Origin of the sequence: Hymenobacter mucosus (genome assembly GCF_900188255.1) — a bacterium.
Lineage (GTDB): Bacteria > Bacteroidota > Bacteroidia > Cytophagales > Hymenobacteraceae > Hymenobacter > Hymenobacter mucosus.
Genome location: NZ_FZNS01000005.1, coordinates 171,648 through 190,478, shown reverse-complemented (window position 1 = coordinate 190,478; position 18,831 = coordinate 171,648). Strand labels below are relative to the sequence as shown.

General features: G+C 55.0%; 18 protein-coding genes and 1 pseudogene. 8 read left to right on the top strand and 11 right to left on the bottom strand.

Features of this window, described 5'->3' with window-relative positions; translation table 11 throughout:
- Positions 1-52 precede the first annotated feature (52 nt).
- The 5 genes from lgt to CHB83_RS13520 all read right to left on the bottom strand — a co-directional run bounded on the left by lgt (position 53) and on the right by CHB83_RS13520 (position 5,545).
- The gene (gene lgt, locus CHB83_RS13540) at positions 53-1,057 is read right to left on the bottom strand and encodes a prolipoprotein diacylglyceryl transferase (RefSeq protein WP_089333014.1); all 1,005 of its coding nucleotides are present in this window, start codon (positions 1,055-1,057) and stop codon (positions 53-55) included.
- A gap of 55 nt (positions 1,058-1,112) precedes the next feature.
- Entirely contained in the window at positions 1,113-3,047 is a 1,935-nt protein-coding gene (gene nadE / locus CHB83_RS13535; RefSeq protein WP_089333161.1) for an NAD(+) synthase, read from the bottom strand.
- 165 nt (positions 3,048-3,212) lie between these two features.
- Positions 3,213-3,962 (bottom strand): ribonuclease III, encoded by a 750-nt coding sequence (gene rnc / locus CHB83_RS13530; RefSeq protein WP_045688381.1) that lies wholly within the window; start codon positions 3,960-3,962, stop codon positions 3,213-3,215.
- The gene (gene fabF, locus CHB83_RS13525) at positions 3,962-5,209 is read right to left on the bottom strand and encodes a beta-ketoacyl-ACP synthase II (protein WP_045688382.1); all 1,248 of its coding nucleotides are present in this window, start codon (positions 5,207-5,209) and stop codon (positions 3,962-3,964) included. Before fabF ends, rnc begins: the two co-directional genes overlap by 1 nt.
- 99 nt (positions 5,210-5,308) lie before the next feature.
- Complete coding sequence (locus CHB83_RS13520) at positions 5,309-5,545, bottom strand: acyl carrier protein (RefSeq protein ID WP_019948606.1); 237 nt, start codon at positions 5,543-5,545, stop codon at positions 5,309-5,311.
- 161 nt (positions 5,546-5,706) lie between these two features.
- On the opposite strand from CHB83_RS13520, the gene CHB83_RS13515 reads away from it, so the two are divergent.
- Both CHB83_RS13515 and pyk read left to right on the top strand, forming a co-directional pair.
- Positions 5,707-6,135 carry an IPExxxVDY family protein gene (locus tag CHB83_RS13515; protein ID WP_045688383.1) on the top strand — a complete coding sequence of 143 codons (429 nt, stop codon included), beginning with the start codon at positions 5,707-5,709 and terminating at the stop codon, positions 6,133-6,135.
- Positions 6,136-6,317: 182 nt separating this feature from the next.
- A complete protein-coding gene (pyk, locus tag CHB83_RS13510) occupies positions 6,318-7,757 on the top strand; it encodes a pyruvate kinase (RefSeq protein ID WP_045688384.1) in 1,440 nt (479 codons plus the stop codon).
- A gap of 180 nt (positions 7,758-7,937) precedes the next feature.
- Here pyk and rpsT read toward each other — a convergent pair whose 3' ends face one another.
- Both rpsT and CHB83_RS13500 read right to left on the bottom strand, forming a co-directional pair.
- Entirely contained in the window at positions 7,938-8,195 is a 258-nt protein-coding gene (rpsT, locus tag CHB83_RS13505) for a 30S ribosomal protein S20 (protein WP_045687367.1), read from the bottom strand.
- A 195-nt stretch (positions 8,196-8,390) separates the two neighbouring features.
- Positions 8,391-8,564: pseudogene (locus CHB83_RS13500) on the bottom strand (DUF4142 domain-containing protein); the annotation flags it as partial.
- Between the two features lie 459 nt (positions 8,565-9,023).
- Between CHB83_RS13500 and CHB83_RS13495 the strand changes: the two are divergent.
- Entirely contained in the window at positions 9,024-10,007 is a 984-nt protein-coding gene (locus CHB83_RS13495; protein ID WP_089333012.1) for a YheT family hydrolase, read from the top strand.
- A gap of 22 nt (positions 10,008-10,029) precedes the next feature.
- Here the strand turns inward: CHB83_RS13495 and rsmG are convergent, their stop codons facing one another.
- The 3 genes from rsmG to CHB83_RS13480 all read right to left on the bottom strand — a co-directional run bounded on the left by rsmG (position 10,030) and on the right by CHB83_RS13480 (position 12,837).
- The gene (gene rsmG, locus CHB83_RS13490) at positions 10,030-10,656 is read right to left on the bottom strand and encodes a 16S rRNA (guanine(527)-N(7))-methyltransferase RsmG (protein WP_045687368.1); all 627 of its coding nucleotides are present in this window, start codon (positions 10,654-10,656) and stop codon (positions 10,030-10,032) included.
- Between the two features lie 466 nt (positions 10,657-11,122).
- Positions 11,123-11,746, bottom strand: coding sequence for an RNA polymerase sigma factor (locus CHB83_RS13485; protein ID WP_045687369.1), 624 nt, complete (start codon positions 11,744-11,746; stop codon positions 11,123-11,125).
- Positions 11,737-12,837, bottom strand: a complete 1,101-nt coding sequence (locus tag CHB83_RS13480; protein ID WP_052694983.1) for a glycosyltransferase — start codon at positions 12,835-12,837, stop codon at positions 11,737-11,739. The genes CHB83_RS13485 and CHB83_RS13480 overlap by 10 nt, the downstream gene beginning before the upstream one ends.
- 201 nt (positions 12,838-13,038) lie before the next feature.
- On the opposite strand from CHB83_RS13480, the gene tgt reads away from it, so the two are divergent.
- From tgt to CHB83_RS13465, 3 genes are all read left to right on the top strand, one after another.
- The gene (tgt, locus tag CHB83_RS13475) at positions 13,039-14,169 is read left to right on the top strand and encodes a tRNA guanosine(34) transglycosylase Tgt (RefSeq protein ID WP_089333011.1); all 1,131 of its coding nucleotides are present in this window, start codon (positions 13,039-13,041) and stop codon (positions 14,167-14,169) included.
- Between the two features lie 154 nt (positions 14,170-14,323).
- A complete protein-coding gene (locus CHB83_RS13470; RefSeq protein WP_045687372.1) occupies positions 14,324-15,400 on the top strand; it encodes an LptF/LptG family permease in 1,077 nt (358 codons plus the stop codon).
- A gap of 108 nt (positions 15,401-15,508) precedes the next feature.
- A complete protein-coding gene (locus tag CHB83_RS13465) occupies positions 15,509-16,444 on the top strand; it encodes a DMT family transporter (RefSeq protein WP_089333010.1) in 936 nt (311 codons plus the stop codon).
- A 73-nt stretch (positions 16,445-16,517) separates the two neighbouring features.
- On the opposite strand, the gene ispE is transcribed toward CHB83_RS13465, so the two are convergent.
- Positions 16,518-17,330 (bottom strand): 4-(cytidine 5'-diphospho)-2-C-methyl-D-erythritol kinase, encoded by an 813-nt coding sequence (gene ispE / locus CHB83_RS13460; RefSeq protein WP_089333160.1) that lies wholly within the window; start codon positions 17,328-17,330, stop codon positions 16,518-16,520.
- A gap of 83 nt (positions 17,331-17,413) precedes the next feature.
- On the opposite strand from ispE, the gene CHB83_RS13455 reads away from it, so the two are divergent.
- Together CHB83_RS13455 and CHB83_RS13450 are read left to right on the top strand one after the other, a co-directional pair.
- Entirely contained in the window at positions 17,414-18,067 is a 654-nt protein-coding gene (locus CHB83_RS13455) for a sugar transferase (protein ID WP_089333009.1), read from the top strand.
- On the top strand, positions 18,064-18,750 hold the full coding sequence (locus CHB83_RS13450) for an acetyltransferase (protein WP_089333008.1): 687 nt from the start codon (positions 18,064-18,066) through the stop codon (positions 18,748-18,750). Before CHB83_RS13455 ends, CHB83_RS13450 begins: the two co-directional genes overlap by 4 nt.
- Positions 18,751-18,831 lie beyond the last annotated feature (81 nt).

Below are 18,831 nucleotides of genomic sequence, written 5' to 3'. Positions count from 1 at the left end.
CCTTCACATGAAGGCGGGGCTTTTTCTATGACAGTTGTGATGCGCAAGCGCATTAGGCATGGCGGCTAGTAGCCGCGGCTTCGGCTGCGGCCCGCTCCTCCAAATCCCGCGGGGCGTAGCCATACGGGTTGTTGGGGTTCTTGCCGGCCCGCCACACTACCCAAAGGCCAATAAACACTAAGGGGATGCTCAGCCATTGGCCCATATTCAGGGTCATGTTCTGCTCAAATGCTACCTGGTCTTCCTTCAGGAACTCCACTAGAATACGGAAGGAAAACAGCAGCACAACAAACAGCCCGAAGAGTTGCCCGCGCGGTGTGCGCTCTTTGGTACGGTTCCACATGCCGTACAGCAACACAAATAGGAAAACGCAGAATAGCGACTCGTATATCTGTGTGGGGTGACGTGGCACGGCAATGGCCGTACCGGCTGCAACGGACGCAGTAGCGGGCTGGGTTTGCACCGAAACTTCACCCTCGGTATTTCTCACCTGCTGCACCGTTACGGACCCGGCTGGTACCGGCTGATCGGGGCGAGCCTCTTGCAGATGCTCTACGTCGCGCGGAAACACGAAGGCCCACGGCTTATCAGTAGGGCGACCCACAATTTCGGAATTCATTAGGTTGCCCATCCGGATAAGGGCCCCGCCTACGGCCACTACCAGTACAATGCGGTCCAGGGTCCAGAGTACATCAAACTTGTTGTTGCGGCTGAATAGCCACACGGCCAAAATGATACCGATGGTAGCACCATGCGAAGCAAGGCCGCCGTGCCAGATCTTCAGGATTTCCTCGGGGTGCTGGCTGTAAGAAGGCCAATCGTAGAAGAATACGTGCCCAAGCCGCGCGCCGAGCACTGTGCCAATCAGCACGTAGATGGTAATGACGTCGACCCAGTGAGGCGACACTTTTTCAGACCGGTAGACGTGGCTCAGGATAAACGTGCCCACTACAAAGCCCGACATAAATAGCAGACCGTACCAACGCAAGGTAAGGGGCCCTATTTCGGCGATGATGGGGTTCGCATTCCAGAGAATGGCGCTTAGAGAAGAAAGCATAAGAAAGAAAGCAGGTGCGCGGTAAAGGTAGAACTTGTAGGGCGAAGCGTACGCGCTAGAGTTCGTTCAATTCCTCTGTAAAGCCTCCACTCAAGATGGGAAAGCGCAGCCAAGAGCGCGGATCCACGTTATAGTCGTCGAGGTGGAAGGCCGGAGCGTACCGTTCCCGCTTCCACTGGTTGCGGCTCCAGAGGCTGTAGAAGCGCTTCACGTAGGTTTTCAGCAGCTCCGGATCGGTAGCGGCTTCTTCTTCCCGCAACACCGCAAATACCTGTTGGGGGCTAAGCCGGTCGTAGAACGCAAGCCGTTCAATGCGGTTGAGCAGCACATAGGGCATCAGGTCGCGCTCATCAGTTTGCTTGTCTTCCAAGGGGCGCAGCTCGGCTGTTGGCTGTAGGTTATTCACGTGGCGTAGCGCAGGGTAGTTGAGCTCCGTTTCAGCCCAGCGCAACCATTTCTTCACAAAATCCTTGTCGACGCCTGCAATGGGCGAGATGGAGCCAGCGGTGTCGCCATCCATGGTGCAATAGCCCACGCTAGCTTCTGAGCGGTTAGATGTCGTCATGAGCAAGCAATTCTGCACGTTTGCCAGCAGCCAGATAGCGGGGGCACGTACCCGGGCCTGAATATTCTGCAGAGCTAGGTCATCTGTCTTCCAAGTCAACTCCCGGTGTAAAGCGTGCTGAATCTTGCCCACGTAGCCCGTCACTTCATCATCAATGGTCCAGTCGTAGAATACTGCTCCAATGGAATCAGCCAGTTCTTTGGCAGAATTATAGGTGTCGTCGGAAGAATTGACGGTGCCTTGATAGGCACAGGTAAGTAGGCGCCGCGTGAGTTGCTGGTTGATGGTAAGTTGCTGCTCACTAGGTTCAGAGTGTGAGGCATCCTTGGGACCAGGCGTGTTCTGATCAGATGTAGGCGTAGCGGGCCCTGCTAGCCGCTCAATTTCCTCACTGGTGAAACACCCGCTACGGCGCATGAACTCGGCCGTACCTAATTCGGCCGCACCTAGCCGTACCAGCTCGGCTACGGCCACGGCACACATCACCGAATCGGCCCCGCCGCTCAGGCTCAGCACGAAGCCGCGGCTACGGGCTTTGCGCATGTAGTCAAATAGAGCCAAGCTTAGGGCTTGGTTGAGTTCCCGGTACTCGTCGGGTGCGGGAAGAGGCTGGATTTCGTCAGCCCGTACTTGCTCCGTGGTAAAGTCCACGTCCACGCACTCCATATCTACCTCCTTGAAGCTCATGAGTTGATTACGCAGCAGCAAATGCCCGTTCCGAGCTACCAGAATCTCGCCGTCGTAAATCATACGCCCGGCCTCATTGCCCAGTAGATTGGCATAGAGGTACGTGCAGTTGAACGTGCGGGAGGCCTCCGTTACTAGGTGGTAGCGCACATCGGTCTTGCTCATGGCAAAGTGGCTAGCCGACGGATTCACAATTAAATCTACCCGGCCCACAAGGCGGCAGGCGGGTCGTACATCGTCGGGGCGCCAAGCATCTTCACAGATTTCGAACCCAAACTTCACCCCCTGATGCTCGAAAATCATGTCTCCGAGCGTCCACTCCTCTCCTGCCCACTGCACCGTGGTGGTTTCGCCAGCGGGCCACGGGTAGAAAAAGCGCGGCTCGTAGTGTACCCCATCGTTTGCCAGAAACTGCTTCGCCGCGAAACCCAGAATCTCGCCATCGCGCAGCACGGCAGCAGTATTAAACGTGCGGTGGTTGAGCCGTACTGGCAAACCAACCACTACGCAGATGCCGTGGGTCCACGGCCGTACTTGCTGTAAGTGCGCCAGCGCCGACTCAGGTAGCCAGTCGCTCAGAAACAAATCTTCGCAGCCGTACCCCGTGAGGCACAGTTCTGGCAGGCAGAGCAGCTCTACACCGCTCTCTTTGGCTTGTTCAATAGCCTCCCGGATAGTACGCAGGTTATGGGTCCAGTCAATAGGTATCTGATTGAGGGCGGCGCCGGCTATTCGCATGGTATTGGGTAGGTAGTTGATTTTGCAAATCAACTCTATTTCCACAGATCAGGTTGCCCTCACGGCCGATCAGAACGCAAAAAAGCTCTGGCGAATGCCGGAGCTTTGCTTTTAGCGACTATTGAAAAACGTGCGCTACCCCTCGCCTTTCTACTCGTACCGAGTTTATACCCCCAGCATTTCCAGTGCCCGCTCGGCAGCTAGTTGCTCGGCTTGTTTCTTAGATAAGCCCATGCCGGTAGCAATTGGGCTTTCGTCTACTACCACGGTAGCCGAAAACTCCATTACCCCACCTGGCCGCGGCTCACCGGTTAGGTCATAACGCATGGTTTTGCCGTTGCGCTGCGCCCACTCAATGAGCTTACTTTTGAAATTGGTAGTAGTCTGTGTCATGGACTTTACGTCCACAAAAGGCTTAATCAGGCGGCTCAGCACAAACTTGCGGGCCGTCTTATAGCCTTGATCAAGGTAGATGGCCCCTACCAGTGCCTCCAAGGCGTTACCATTCACGGAACGCGAGCGAGCAGCACGGCCCTGGGCCGGATCTAGCTGCACCAGCTTATCGAGACCTAGTTTCAACGCCAACCCGTTCAAGCTTTCCCGGTTTACAATCCGGCTGCGCATCTCCGTCAGGAAGCCTTCTTGCTCGTACGGAAACTTACGAAATAGATACTCTGCCACAACGGCACCAAGCACCGCGTCGCCCAAAAACTCCAGGCGTTCGTTGCTCTGATGGCGTCCTACTTCCGGCTGTTGGCGCACCACGGAAGAGTGCGTAAAAGCCAAGTGGTAGAGTCGAATGTTGTCGGGTGTACTGCCCGTAACGGTGCCCACGGCTTGCCGAAAGGCCCGGTCATGGCCTAATAGTCGGCGGAAAAAGCCGAACAACGGTAAGGGCTGACCGGGCCTTGGCATTAGTCGCGGATTTTACGGAAGATTACCGACGTGTTGTGGCCGCCGAAGCCAAACGTATTGCTCATGGCCACGTTTACTTCGCGCTCCTGAGCCTTGTTGAACGTGAAGTTCAACTTGGGGTCCAGTTCGGGGTCGTCGGTAAAATGGTTGATGGTAGGCGGCACGATGTTATGCTGCATAGCCAAGATGCAGGCCACAGCTTCGATAGCACCAGCTCCGCCCAACAGGTGACCCGTCATGCTCTTCGTGGAGCTGATGTTCAGATCGTAAGCATGCTCACCAAACACCTTCTGAATTGCTTTCACCTCGGCACCATCGCCCAGTGGCGTGCTAGTACCGTGGGTGTTAATGTAGTCTACATCGGCGGGCGTAATGCCCGCATCACGTAGCGCATTCTGCATTACCAGTACCACTCCGTTGCCCTCGGGGTCTGGGGCCGTGATATGGTAGGCATCAGCCGACATACCGCCGCCAATCAGCTCGGCGTAGATTTTAGCGCCGCGCGCCTTGGCGTGCTCATACTCTTCGAGCACCAACGAAGCGGCTCCCTCGCCCAGTACAAAGCCATCACGCTCCTTGTCATAGGGGCGGGAAGCTTGTTCCGGCGCGTCATTTCGCTCGCTCATGGCCTTGAGGGCATTGAAGCCTCCCACCCCCGACTCGGTGATGGCGGCCTCAGAGCCTCCCGTTACAACTACATCGGCCATGTTCAGGCGGATATAGTTGAAGGCAGAGATGATTGAGTCGGATGAAGAAGCGCAGGCCGAGGTGGTTACAAAGTTGGGGCCGCGGAATTTATGCCGAATGGAGATGTTGCCCGACGCGCTGTCGGCAATCATCTTCGGAATGAAGAACGGGTTGAAGCGGGGTGTACCGTCGCCATTGGCGAAAGCAATACACTCGGCTTGCAGCGAGGTAAGACCGCCGATACCGGAGCCCCAAATTACGCCTACCCGGTCCTTATCAACACCTTCCAGCTTGGCATCCTGAATGGCCTCGTCGGCAGCAATCAGGGCAAACTGCGTAAAGATGTCCATTTTCCGGCCTTCCTTGGTCGGAAAATAGGAATCCGGGTTATAGTCCTTCACTTCGCAGGCAAAGCGAGTCTTGAACTTGCTGGCATCGAAACGGGTGATGGGGGCGGCGCCACTAACGCCGGCCTGCAGGCCCTCCCAATAAGCGGGGGCAGTTTTGCCGAGCGGGGTAATAGCACCCAGGCCGGTCACGACAACTCTCCGAAGAGACATAGGCTGGCTCAGAGAAGCGAAAGAAAGATACTAGAAAAGCAAAACGGCCGGCGGCAGGCCGGCCGGTAAGCACTAAAAAGGGTGAGAGCTTGCCGCGTACTACTTGGCGTGCTCTTCGAGGTAGCTGATAGCTTGGCCCACGGTACCAATGTTCTCGGCCTGGTCGTCGGGGATAGATACGTTGAATTCCTTTTCGAACTCCATGATAAGCTCAACGGTATCCAGCGAGTCAGCACCCAGGTCGTTGGTGAAGCTGGCCTCTGGAGTAACTTCCGAAGCTTCTACGCCGAGTTTATCGATGATGATGGCCTTTACTTTTTCTGCAATTTCAGACATTTCCGTGGGGGTTTGAAGAAAACTCGGCACAAATAACACCATCTTCCCTAACATTGTCAAACTTCCCCCCCCGTTTCTTCCGGGTGTAAGATTATGGCTGTCGGGGTTTCAGGCAGGTACTACGGTGCCTATTTTTGCGTTTCCTTTCTTCGCCCTCTCTCATGAAAACTCTCACGCTGGACGTCGAATACGACTGCGAATTCGACCTGTTCGGGCTCGTGTCTTCCACGCGGGAGCACACGCTAGCTTGGACCCTGAACCGAGCCTTGCATCTGCGCTTAGTTAAGCAGCAAGACCTTATTTACGACCTCCTGAGCCGGGGGCGGCTAGTTATTAGCAACTATTTGCACGTCACCGAGCACTTTACGCTGCGGCTACTTCGCAACCGTAGCATAGATCCATCGGCTTTAAAAAAGCCTTTCCTCGCCCCCGACATCAAGGAATACGACTACCTGTTGCAGGTCAGCAATGGCACTGGGCCGCTGGCCCCAGAGGCACTGCTGGGCAGCTTGGCGGGCCTACCGGAGGTACAACTGATAAGTCAGTTCGACCCCAATGACCTTAAATTCAAAGAAAATCTGCTCTTTTGACTTTTGAAAACGTCTGTTATCCTGCGCTTGGCAAGGGAGTTTCTCACCGCTGCATCAGCTACCTAGCCTTTGGGTAGCATCTTACGGCACGTGTTGCAGCTCTTTTTCCCGCTGAATAACAGACGTTTTCCGCGTGCTACTAGTACGTGCTTCCTTTCATCTGTCACCTGTACCCCTACTTCATGGAACCCCGTCCGCATTTTAATAGAACTAAGATTGTGGCTACCGTTGGCCCCGCTTCCAATACCTACGAAAAGCTAGGTATGCTTATTCGGGAAGGCGTCGACGTATTTCGCCTCAACTTCTCGCACGGCAGCTACGAAGATCACCTCTCAGTTATTAACACGGTACGTCGTCTCAATAAGGATATGCGTACGCACGTGGGCTTGCTGCAAGACTTGCAAGGCCCTAAGATCCGACTGGGCGATGTAGAAGGCGGAGGCGTTGAAATTAAGCCGGGCGACAAAATTAAGTTAGTGTGCGGCGAGAAGGAAATCAGCACGGCAACCCGCCTGAGCACGATTTACCTCGGCTTGGCCCGCGACGTGAAAGCTGGCGACATGATTCTCATTGACGACGGCAAGATTGAACTGCGCGTACTGGCTACCGACCGGGACAAAGAAGTAGATGTAGAAGTAATTTATGGTGGCCTGGTAAAGCCCCGTAAGGGCATCAATCTACCTGACTCTGAGGTATCGGCCCCATCTATGACGGAGAAGGACATTGCCGACTTAAAATTTGGCTTGGAGCACGACGTTGACTGGATTGCCTTATCATTCGCTCGTCGCGCCGAGGACATCCGCTTTATCAAGAGCCTGATTGCCGAAAGTGGTAAGACGACCCGCGTAATCGCGAAGATTGAAACGCCTGAAGGCCTCAAGAACCTTGATGAAATCATTGCCCTCACCGATGCCGTCATGGTTGCTCGTGGCGACCTTGGCGTGGAGGTGAAGATGGAAGAGGTGCCAATGGCCCAGAAGATGATTGTGGAGAAGTGCAATAAGGCAGGCAAACCCGTTATTGTAGCTACTCAGATGATGGAGAGCATGATTACGGCGCCTCGTCCTACCCGCGCAGAAACTAGCGACGTAGCCAACGCCGTAATTGATGGTGCAGATGCCGTGATGCTGTCGGCAGAAACGGCCGTTGGACAATACCCTGCGGAGGTTATCCGCTCCATGGTAGGCACTATTATGAGCGTGGAGACGCGCATGCCTAGCATTTACCACCACTGGCACCCTATCACGCCCGATTCTCCTTCGTTTATGGTGGATAGCGTGCTATCAGCAGCTTGCCACTTGGCTAAGAACACCGGTGCCAAGGCTATTACGGGCATGACTCACCGCGGCTACACGGCCTTCCAGATTGCGAAGTACCGTCCTAAGGCGCATATCTTCATCTTTACCGACAATCGTAACCTGTTAACTACGCTGAGCCTCATTTGGGGTGTGCGTGGCTTCTATTACGATCGTATGGTAAGCACGGATGGCACCGTATCGGATATTAAGTATGCTTTGACGGCTTCCGGACACTTGCAGAAAGGAGACGTGTTCATCAACACCGCCTCTATGCCCATCAACGAGAAAGGCAAGACCAACATGGTAAAGGTGAGCGTAGCCTAACGCTTAGAACTGCCAGCAATAAGAAGGCCCGTCCGGTACCATACCGGACGGGCCTTCTTATTGCTCCGTACTCTACGGGAAACCTCATAAGTACAGGCTGAGCTACCTGCTACGCGAAAAGGCTCCGTGCTGGAGCACGGAGCCTTTATCTATAAAGAGCAGAAACGCCAGTTTTGCCGTTTAGGCAGCTAGCGACTTCACGAACTTGGCCAGCTTCGACTTGTTGTTAGCGGCTTTGTTCTTGTGAATGATGTTCTTCTTAGCCAGACGGTCCAGCATCGACGATACTTTCTTCAGCAGCTCTTGAGCAGCCGTAGCGTCGGTGGTAGCACGCAGTTTCTTAACGGCGGTGCGGGTAGATTTAGCCTGGTAACGGTTCAGCACGCGCTTCGCTTCGTTAGAACGGATGCGCTTCAGGGCCGACTTATGATTTGCCATGGGTTGAGAAAAATGGTCTTCTGCTCGAAATCAATTCAATTGGGTTGGCAAAGGTAAGGTTTTGCTTTTAAATAGCAAACACTATGTCAAAGGTAGGCGGGAAGAAAGCGTTATAATTAACCTTAAAGCTCGCCCCTACTAACGCCATGGGAGTGCCTCAGTTCGTGGAAACAGGTTTACTACTGCTTAAGCAGGTTAATCAACCTTTTTCTCGATTTTGTCGGCCATTTTCTTGTGGGAATGTAGCATGGGCAGCGTTTTGGTAGCAAAAGCCTTGACGGTTGGAATTTCGGCAGCTTTGCTTTTTACCTCAAGCATGGCAATATCTAGCTTGGGAGCCGTTTGCATCAGGTCTAGGTATTCCTTGTCAAAGTCTTTGCCCTACTTCGCTATCAATCGGCCGGCCGTAACAGGGTGCACAGGCATCCTAATTTGCGGCAGAGTTACCCCCAACAGAGTAACCCCCGACTTTAGCTTTTAGGGAGCCTTTGTGTGGTAGTAGGTCATCTTTTGACTCTTTTATTTCACGTCGGCACTTGTTGCCTGCTAAGCGGCCACGTTGCCCAACTGAATCTCCAAGAGGCTGCTGCCCGCGGCAGTCATCAGAAAAACTGGGTCTTGCATTGTGGCAAATGTCCCCATGAAAGCTGTCATATCGGTGCCAGGAGCACTACCAGTGGTTGAGGTACTGCTCGCAACTGTTGTACTAGCCTAACTTACTAGTAGCGAACTACCATCTCCTTAGCTGGCAACAATCCACGTGCGGGCACGCTTATACTTCCGTACTTTGCTTATTGGAATTTGCAGGCACTTTTTAGCTTGTTGTTTATGCCGCTCGTTGCCCACTCCCCCTACCAGCCTCCATTTTACCTATTCAATGGGCACCTTCAAACCATCGTGCCCAGTTTATGGCGCACGGTGCCGGATGTGCATTACCAGCGCGAAAGAGTGGAAACGGAAGATGACGACTTCTTGGACCTAGATTGGTCACGCGTGGCGGATAGCACGACGGATACTCTCGCCATTGTTTCGCATGGATTGGAGGGGGATGCTAGCCGGCCTTACATCCGCGGCATGGTACGGGCGCTTAACCAGGCCGGTATGGATGCCTTGGCTTGGAACTACCGCAGTTGCAGCGGCGAAATGAACCGTTTGCTCCGCTCCTACCACCTGGGCGACACGGATGACTTGGATTTTGTAGTACGGTACGCTCTGGCTACCAAGCGCTACCATCGCATCTACCTCACTGGCTTTTCGGCGGGTGGCAACGTAACGCTGAAGTATCTGGGCGAGAAGCCTGAGCGCGTGCCACAAGAAGTACAACGCGCGGCGGTGTTTTCCGTGCCCACCGACCTCAAGGCTAGCTCCTACCACATTGCGCGCTTTCAAAACCGCATTTACTTGCGCCGCTTTCTAAAATCGCTGCGGGCTAAGATGCGAGAGAAAGCAGCCCTCCTGCCCGGTCAAGTGGACATCAATGATTTGGAGGCATTGCAAGACTTTCCCCAGTTCGACAATCGATTCACGGCCCCTATGCACGGCTTCACGTCGGCGGATGAGTACTACGAGCACTCTAGCTCCGGGCGTTACTTAAGTAACATCCGTGTGCCCACGTTGCTCGTTAATGCTCAGAACGACCCCTTCTTACCTCCCAGCTGCTTTCCGCGTGAGGTAGCGGCGCAAAGCGCCTATGTGTTTCTGGAAACGCCTGCTGACGGTGGTCATGTAGGGTTTGCCGAAGGTGCGCCCGATGGCGCTTACTACTCGGAGCGGCGCGCAGTGCAATTTCTGACGGCCGCCCAGCCAGGCTAACCCAGGCCGTGTGAGTGGGCTGTTACTTGGCGGCAGTAGCGGGCACAAACACTACCTTTTTAGTCTCAAAAAATTCCTCCGTGAAAAAGTCTTTCAGGTTGTACTCCGTAGCTGGAAGGCCTGCTTCCTGAATTTCTTCTGTTAAGTCGCCGCCTTTGAGGTAGTAGAGACCCGTGGTTGCATTGCCGTGGGGCTTATAGCGGTGGGCAATCCACGTATGAAAAGTAGCCAAGCGAGCTACGGCCCGGCTCACCACGTAGTCGTACTTGGGGCGCAACTGCTCGGCCCGAATCTGCTCGGCCGTGACGTTGGATAAATGCAGAGCCTGAGCCATTTCCTGCACAGCCCGAATTTTCTTACCAATGCTATCTACCAAGTGAAACTTCACTTCCGGAAATAGAATAGCCAAGGGCAGGCCCGGCAGGCCGCCGCCCGTACCTACATCCAGCACCGAAGAGCCCGGCACGAACTCAATCACCTTCGCAATACCCAGGGAATGCAGAAAGTGCCGCTCGGCTAAGTTGTCCACGTCGGTGCGGGCAACCAAGTTCAGACGTTCATTCCAACCCCGAAACTCGGTTTCGAGCTGCTGAAAAAGCTGGCGCTGGTGGTCGGTAAGGTTGGGGAAGTAGTGGTTCAGAATATCCATTGCGGGGTAAAGATAACAACGCATTGGCGTGTGCTGCTGGATAACGACGCGAATAAGGGCAAGCATTGTCAGCAGCACTACGTGCGTCATGCGGGCTCTGTGCACCCTGCGGTAGCAGCCAGAAAGCCCGCTTACCTTTCTCGTAGGTAAGGCAAGCATCAGCATCCTGCCCAATGCCACAAGCAACAGGTAGAGCATACCCCACGACGTCATTCGAATCACTGTAAGAGCCAACTCGTTGACAAGTCCAGCACCTAGTTTTCATTAGTAGTTATTACTAAAAAACAGGAGCATTCAGGTGAGCCAATCACTTACAAGCGCATTCAATTTAACTTACTCCCTACTGCATCGTGAGGCCGAGCAGAGGTGCAGCACATGAGCAGCACAAATAGTATTGCTTAAACCGCTCAATCTTCTCGGCTATTGACTATAAAAAAAGCCCCGACTTGCGCCGGGGCTTTTTTGCTTAGATGATTTCCTTCTTGTTCTTCACCATGTCATAGAGCAACTCGCGGGCGCGGTGCAGTTGGGCTTTCACGGTGCCAAGCGGCGCTTTCAGTTCCTGAGCAATTTCTTCGTAGCTCAATTCATCGAAATAGCGGAGGGTAACCAGGCGCTGGTACTTCTCGGGCAGCCGGGATACCACGTGCTGCATAATTTCGATTTTCTGGTTTTTGATGGCCGACTCCTGTGGGTTCAGGTTCTGGTCCCGGAAGTCGATGGTGATTTCGTCGCCGTTATCAATCTTGATGGCCGAGTCAATCGACATTGTCTTGATTTTATTCTTGCGAATAAAGTCGATGCAGTTGTTGGTGGCAATGCGGAACAACCAGGTGCTAAAGGCAAATTCTGGGTTGAACTTGTGCAGGTTTTTGAAAGCCTTGGCGAATGCCTCGATGGTCAGGTCTTCGGCATCGTCAGGGTTACGCACCATCTTCAAGACGACGTGATACACCGGCTTCTTGTAGATCTGCATGAGCTCGGCGTATGCCTTTTCATTGCCATCTTCCACGGCGGCCCGAATGAGCTTAAAGTCGTGCTTGGCCTTCGCAGAAAACTGCTTCTGTATTTCCTGATTGTTTACTTCCATCGGAGAGTGCGGTAGAGGAACAGCGAAATTCCCAGAGCGAGATAATTAAAAAAATATACGACGTCGAGGATGGGCAGCCACGCTACAGGCAACCGCTCATCGAGCCGACGGCCGAGTTGGTAGTACACTGCCGTCACGGCAACGGTGCGTACACTCCATACCACAGCCAAAGGTATCCAATCGGGTTGGGAAAACAGTAGACTAACTGCCGTGAAATAAAAAAGCAGATTAGTACCAATAAAGTTTCCCAGTCGCACCCGATCGGCCCACCGATAGCGCTTGCCCGCCGACAAATGTCGGCGTTTCTGGCGCCACCAGGCTCCCCACGTTTGGGCGGCTTCGCTGAGGGTGTGAGCCCCTGGCTCGGCCACCACAGCCACCCGCGCACCTTGCTGCACGGCGTCCTGCACAAACAGGTCGTCGTCGCCGCCAAGGCTTCGGATGTGTGAGGCAAACCCCTTCGTTTGGTGAAAGACCTGTCGGGTGTAGGCAAGGTTGCGGCCCACGCCCATATAAGGCCGACCACGCCATGCGAAAGACAGATACTGTGCACCCGTCAGCAAGGTTTCAAAACGGACGAGTTGATTTAGAAAGCCCGGTTCAGCGACGTAGGCCGAGTATCCGAGTACTACATCGGCGGGCCGACGAAAGCCCCGCTGCATGTGATTGAGCCACTGATTGGTGGCTGGAATACAGTCGGCATCGGTGAATAGCATGCACGCGTGGCGGGCGGTTTTGATGCCCAGCGTAAGCGCATATTTTTTTGGCGACAACCCATGGGGCGTGTTCGTAATTGTGACCAATCGGACGTGCGGGTAGTACTGCGTGAGTTGCTGTACATACAGGAATGTATCGTCGGTAGAGCGGTCATCAATGAGTATTATCTCAAAGCCCGCCGGATAGTCTTGCTGCAGTAGCAAGGGCAGCAGGCGGCGTAAGTTTTCTAGTTCGTTGTGGGCGCACACTAGCACAGACAAAGGCTCGGCGGCAGCAGGGCTAGTGGTGGGCTCAGGTGGGCGCCGGGCAAAAGGCAAGAAATAGTAGGCGGCGTAGTAAAGCTGCACGGCTGTGCACAGTAACAGCAGCCACACAGCTGGGGAAAGGTGGAAGGGCAAAGCGCAAGAGGTGAATTAGTCTACAAAAGTAGGCATTCGGGGTGGGCAGAGTACCTTTGTGTTTTCTAACGCCGGTTTTCGCCCGGTCGGCGGCAGTAGGAGCACTATAGGCCTGCAAACAGCGCTGTTCTTCTGCTACCGCCTGCTGCAACCCACTACGGAAACCTTCTTCAGCGCATGACTTTCGATTTAGTAACCCAGGACCCGCACACCAAGGCCCGCGCTGGTGTAGTACACACCGACCACGGCGCCATTGAAACGCCCATTTTTATGCCTGTAGGCACTGCAGGCACCGTAAAGGCCGTGCAGCAGCGCGATCTGAAAGACGATATACAGGCGCAAATTATCCTCGGCAATACCTACCACTTGTACCTGCGCCCCGGCCTAGATGTGCTGCAGAAAGCGGGCGGGCTGCACAAGTTCAACGGGTGGGACCGGCCTATCCTTACCGACTCAGGCGGGTACCAAGTGTATTCCCTTAGCGGCACGCGCAAAATCAAGGAGGAAGGCGTAAAGTTTCGCTCCCACATCGACGGCTCGCAGCACCTGTTTTCGCCGGAGGGTGTAATGGATATTCAGCGTACCATCGGGGCCGACATCATCATGGCCTTCGATGAGTGTACGCCCTGGCCTTGCGAGTACGACTACGCGGCTCGTTCCCTCGATATGACGCACCGCTGGCTGAAGCGCTGCATTCAGCGCTTCGACAGCACGGAGGGCCACTACGGCTACTCGCAAACCCTCTTCCCCATTGTGCAGGGCAGCACCTTCAAAGACCTGCGCGTGAAGTCGGCAGAGTTTATTGCCGAACAAGGACGTGAGGGCAACGCCATTGGTGGCCTGAGCGTGGGCGAGCCAGCGGAGATGATGTACGAGATGACGGAAATCGTCTGCGACATCCTACCCCAGGATAAGCCGCGCTACCTGATGGGGGTAGGCACGCCGGCCAACATCCTCGAAAACATTGCGCTGGGCGTAGATATGTTCGACTGCGTGATGCCCACTCGTAACGCCCGCAATGGCATGCTGTTCACAACCCAAGGCATTATAAACATTGCCAATAAAAAGTGGGCCGATGATTTCACGCCTATTGACGAGGAGCTAGGCGGTTACGTGAGCACGTTTTATTCCCGCTCCTACGTGCGCCACCTCTTCCACAGCAAAGAAATGCTGGGCCCGCAGATTGCCTCCATCCACAACCTCACCTTCTACCTGTGGCTCGTGAAGCAAGCCCGCCAGCAGATTCTGGCCGGTACCTTCCGCGAGTGGAAAGAGCGGATGGTAAAGCAAGTAATGACGCGGTTGTAATTGTCAGATAGAATGGCCTTGTGCTGGTCGGCTAAGGTGCCCATGCTCTTGGTTTAGGCGTTGCTGGCCTTACTGACCGGCCGGTATATATAGCTCCGCACGCCGCGCACGTTACACCTGCACCATTCGTTACAACAGCAGTAATCTGCCTTCCATGAAGCTGCTCGATAAATACATTCTTAAGAAGTTTCTCACCGCGTTTTTCTTCACGGTGGTGCTACTGGTGTCGGTTATCTGCGTGATTGACTTCACAGAGAAAAACGACGACTTTATTCAGCACGACTTGGGAGCGTGGCAAATAGTATCGGAGTACTACGTCAATCTGTTCCCGTACTTCGCCAACTTACTCTCCCCAATCACGGTATTTATTGCCGTAGTGTTTGTGACGGCGCAGTTGGCTTCGCGCACCGAGGTAGTCGCTATTTTGGCGTCGGGCATTAGCTTCAAGCGTTTTTTATTACCCTACATTATGGGTAGTGCCATTCTGGGCGCTCTTACCATGGCCATGACGGGCTGGCTGATTCCAATTGCCAATAAAACCCGGGTGGCATTCGAGAAGGCGTACATCAAAAACCCCTACCGGTTTAGCGGCCGCAACGTGCACATGAAGATTGGGCCGAACGCCTACGCCTTCATGGAAAGCTACGACAACGTGAATAATATAGGGTACAAGTTTGCGCTGGAAACGGTAGAAGGCACCCTACTGAAACGACGTATGACGGCGGAGGCCATTACTTGGGATTCTACCAAACATGCCTGGCATCTTACCCCCCAACTGGTACGCACCTTCAAGGGCGAGAGAGAAACTTTGCTGAGCATTCCCGCTCGCGATACTACTCTAAATCTCTACCCCAAGGATTTTGCCAGCACCTACCGCCTGAGCGAAACCTTAACGCTACCAGAACTCAACGACTACATTCAGCAGAAAATAGACCGTGGGGCCGACGACACGCAGGTCTACCTTAGCGACAAGTATGAGCGCTACGCTTATCCCTACGCCATGTTCATCCTCACCATCATCGGGGTGATTATGAGTTCCCGAAAAAGCCGCGCCGGCGTGGGCGGGCAAATTGCGCTGGGCTTCGTGCTGGCCTTCGTCTTCATCATCTTTGTAATTCTGAGTCGCAACCTAGCCCAGGTAGGCTCCTTACCGCCGCTTCTGGCGGCGTGGGTTCCCAGCATTGTATTTACCGCCATTGGCTTGGTGCTGTACCGGGTTGTTCCACGCTAGGCAAGCGACCTAAGACCACACGCGGGGAAGTCTGGTAGGCTAGTTTTGCTAGCTGTGCTACCCCAGGCACGGGCTTTTCCGCTATCCTGATTCGTTTACTCCTCCCCTATGCTCAAAGACTACGTACGGTTGCATTTCATTGTGTTGCTCTGGGGCTTCACAGCCATTTTGGGTAAGCTCATTTCAGTGCCGCCGGTGGAGCTAGTATTCTGGCGGACGTTGCTGGCTACCGTGGGCATGGGAGCTTTGCTAATGGTTCGGGGGCAAAGCTGGCGCATACCGGCGGGCGAAGCGTTGCGGCTATTGGGTGTGGGCTCACTAGTAGCCGTGCACTGGATTACCTTTTTCCTGGCGGCCCGCCTCTCCTCCGTTAGTGTATGCTTGGCTGGCCTGGCCACGCTAGCTTTATGGACGTCGTTGCTGGAGCCGTTGCTGCTCTGGCGCCGGGTGCGGTTCTACGAGGTAGGCCTGGGCCTGCTCACCATGGTAGGGCTCTACCTGGTGTCGCAGGCTGAACTTGGACAACTAGCAGGACTACTCGTTGCCATTGGCTCCGCGGGGCTATCGGCGCTGTTTAGCGTGCTCAACTCCAAGCTGGTGCAGCGCCATTCGCCGCTGCGGCTTACGTTCTACGAAATGGCGGGAGCCTGCCTGAGCGTGGCGCTGTTCTTCCCCATCTATAGCCGCTATTTTACCCAAGGCGTTGGCCTCCAACTTGCCCTGCACCAATACGACTGGCTGTGGCTGCTACTACTAGCGGGTGTGTGCACGGTATATGCCTTCTCCGCTTCGGTGGAGTTGATGAAGCGCATTTCGGCTTTCGTTGTAAACCTGACGATCAACTTAGAGCCCGTGTATGGCATTGTGCTAGCCGTTATCATGTACAGCCTGCGCATTCCCGGCTTCGGCCAAGAAAAGCTTTCTACCGGCTTCTACCTCGGCACAATCGTTATTCTCCTGAGCGTGCTGATTCATCCGGTACTGGACCAGTGGAATCAGCGCCGCCTGCGCCGGAAAGAGGCTGTTGACGTGTTGGTAGGATAAGAATGGCGTAAGCCGGTGCGTGTGCGAGGGCAGTTGCCTACGTGGCAGGCTACGGCTGACACACGCACCACTACTACAGCCTTCCGTCCCAGACCTGATACGCCGCTGGCAGCTGCATCAATGGGGGCTGCTCTTGGCCCGGAAACAGCCCGTACACCGCCGAACCCGAGCCGGAAAGGCTAGCGTAGGCGGCACCTGCCGCATACAGCGCCTGCTTGATCTCGCCTAGCACGGGGTAGTAGGGCGTCAAGGCATCCTCAAAATCATTGCTGATTGTTTCGCGCCAGGTTTCTACGGGTTGGACTAAAGCGGCGCGCAGATCATGACGGGGCGTGCGGGGCTGCACGCGGGCATACGCCTCGGCGGTGCTAATATGCATGTTAGGATACACCACCTTACAGGCCGTATCGGTCAGGTTGAGGCTGATGTCTTCGAAAACGTCGCCCTTCTCATAAGCAAATACCGGCTTGTTGCGAACAAAGAAAGCACAGTCGGAGCCCAGGCGGCGCGCGTAGGCTTCCAGCGTTTCGGGAGGTAGAGCCAGTTCAAACAACTCATTGAGGGCGCGCAGGGCGAAGGCTGCATCGCCGGACCCCCCACCCAAGCCCGCTCCAATGGGTACTACTTTGTGCAGATGCAGGTGCACCGGCGGCAGAGTAAAATCGGCCTTCAGTAACTCATAGGCCCGCAGGCACAGATTTGTGCTTGGCTCACCAGGAATTGGTATGCCCGTTAAGCTTAGGGTAGTTTCAGCGGCCGACACTACCTCCAGGGCATCCGTCCAGGGCAAAGGCACAAACACCGATTCCAGGTTCCGAAAACCATCGGGGCGCTGACTAGTGATATAGAGGCCGAGGTTGAGCTTGGCGTTGGGGAAGACGAGCATAAGAATAAGCAGAATGTAGCGCAAGCTAAAGCCCCGTTTGCCGAAGTCAAATGCCCAGCACATTTCCCCGTATTTTTGCTTTCATGTCTGCCGCCGCAACTTCTTGGTACGCCCGCCGTGGCAAGCGCCTACTCGACGTAGCGTTGGCAGCTCCTTTGCTCCTGCTGGCCGTACCCTTGCTGCTACCACTAGCCGCAGCCCTAGCCGTGCAAAACAACGGTGCTTGGCTGTTTCGGCAGCAGCGCCCTGGCTTGCACGGGCGCGTATTCATGTTCTATAAGCTCCAGACCATGACCAACCAGCGCGATGCACAGGGCCAACTCCTACCCGATGGGGCACGCCTACCTGCCCTCGGCCGCTGGGTGCGCACCACCTCCCTTGATGAACTGCCCCAGCTCTGGAACGTTCTTTGCGGCGACCTGAGCCTAATTGGCCCACGGCCCCTACTAGAGCAATACTTACCGCTTTACTCACCGGAGCAGGCTCGCCGCCACGCTGTTCGGCCCGGCATCACTGGCTGGGCCCAAATCAACGGGCGCAATGCCATCAGCTGGGAGCAAAAGTTTGCCTATGATGTGTGGTATGTGGATCATCTCTCATTTGCCTTGGACCTACGCATTCTGGCCCGCACCATTGGGGGGGTGTTTAGGGCCCATGGCATTACTGCACCCGGCCAGGCTACTACCACGGCCTTCACGGGTTCTTCTTCCCCGCCCGATCAGTCACCTACTGCATGAGTATATTTTCTACCCGATCTAGCCCCGCTTCTGCTCTACCGCGCCTGGCTATTGTTGGGGCGGGCGGGCTAGGCCGCGAAGTGCTCGTACTGGCCCGGCAAATCAACCAAGTGCTTCCCAGCTGGAATATAGAGGGCTTCTACGACGACCGCACCCCAACTGCTCCTACTATTCATGGTCTGCCGTACCTGGGCTCCGTTGCTGCACTGAATACCCAAACGGAACCGCTGCACGTGGTGGTGGCCGTGGGTAGCAGCCGTAGCCGGGCCGCAGTAGTAGCACGCCTCACATCCAGGCATCTCACGTTTGCGACGCTGATTCACCCCAGCGTCGCCCGCGCCGACTATCAGCACATACGCATCGGGCAAGGTAGCATCATCAGCCAGGGATGCATCCTGACTTGTGATATTCATCTGGGCCAGCATGTACTACTCAACTTGGGCTGCACGGTGGGCCACGATGCGGTATTGAATGATTTCTGCTCCCTGATGCCCCACGCCAACGTGGGCGGCGAAGCGCACTTGGAAACCGGTGTTTACCTAGGCACCAATGCCACAGTTATCAACCAAGTGCGGGTGGGTAGGAACACGGTGGTAGGCGCCGGCGCAGTAGCCGTGCGCGACCTACCTGCGAACTGCACGGCCGTAGGAGTGCCTGCCCAATCAATCAAGCAGCACGCATAGCCACCTTGCTCCGTGGGCTTCACACGGCAAGTTCATACCCATTCTTTTGTGCTTAGGCGCCCCTAGTAAGCAGCAGGTTGC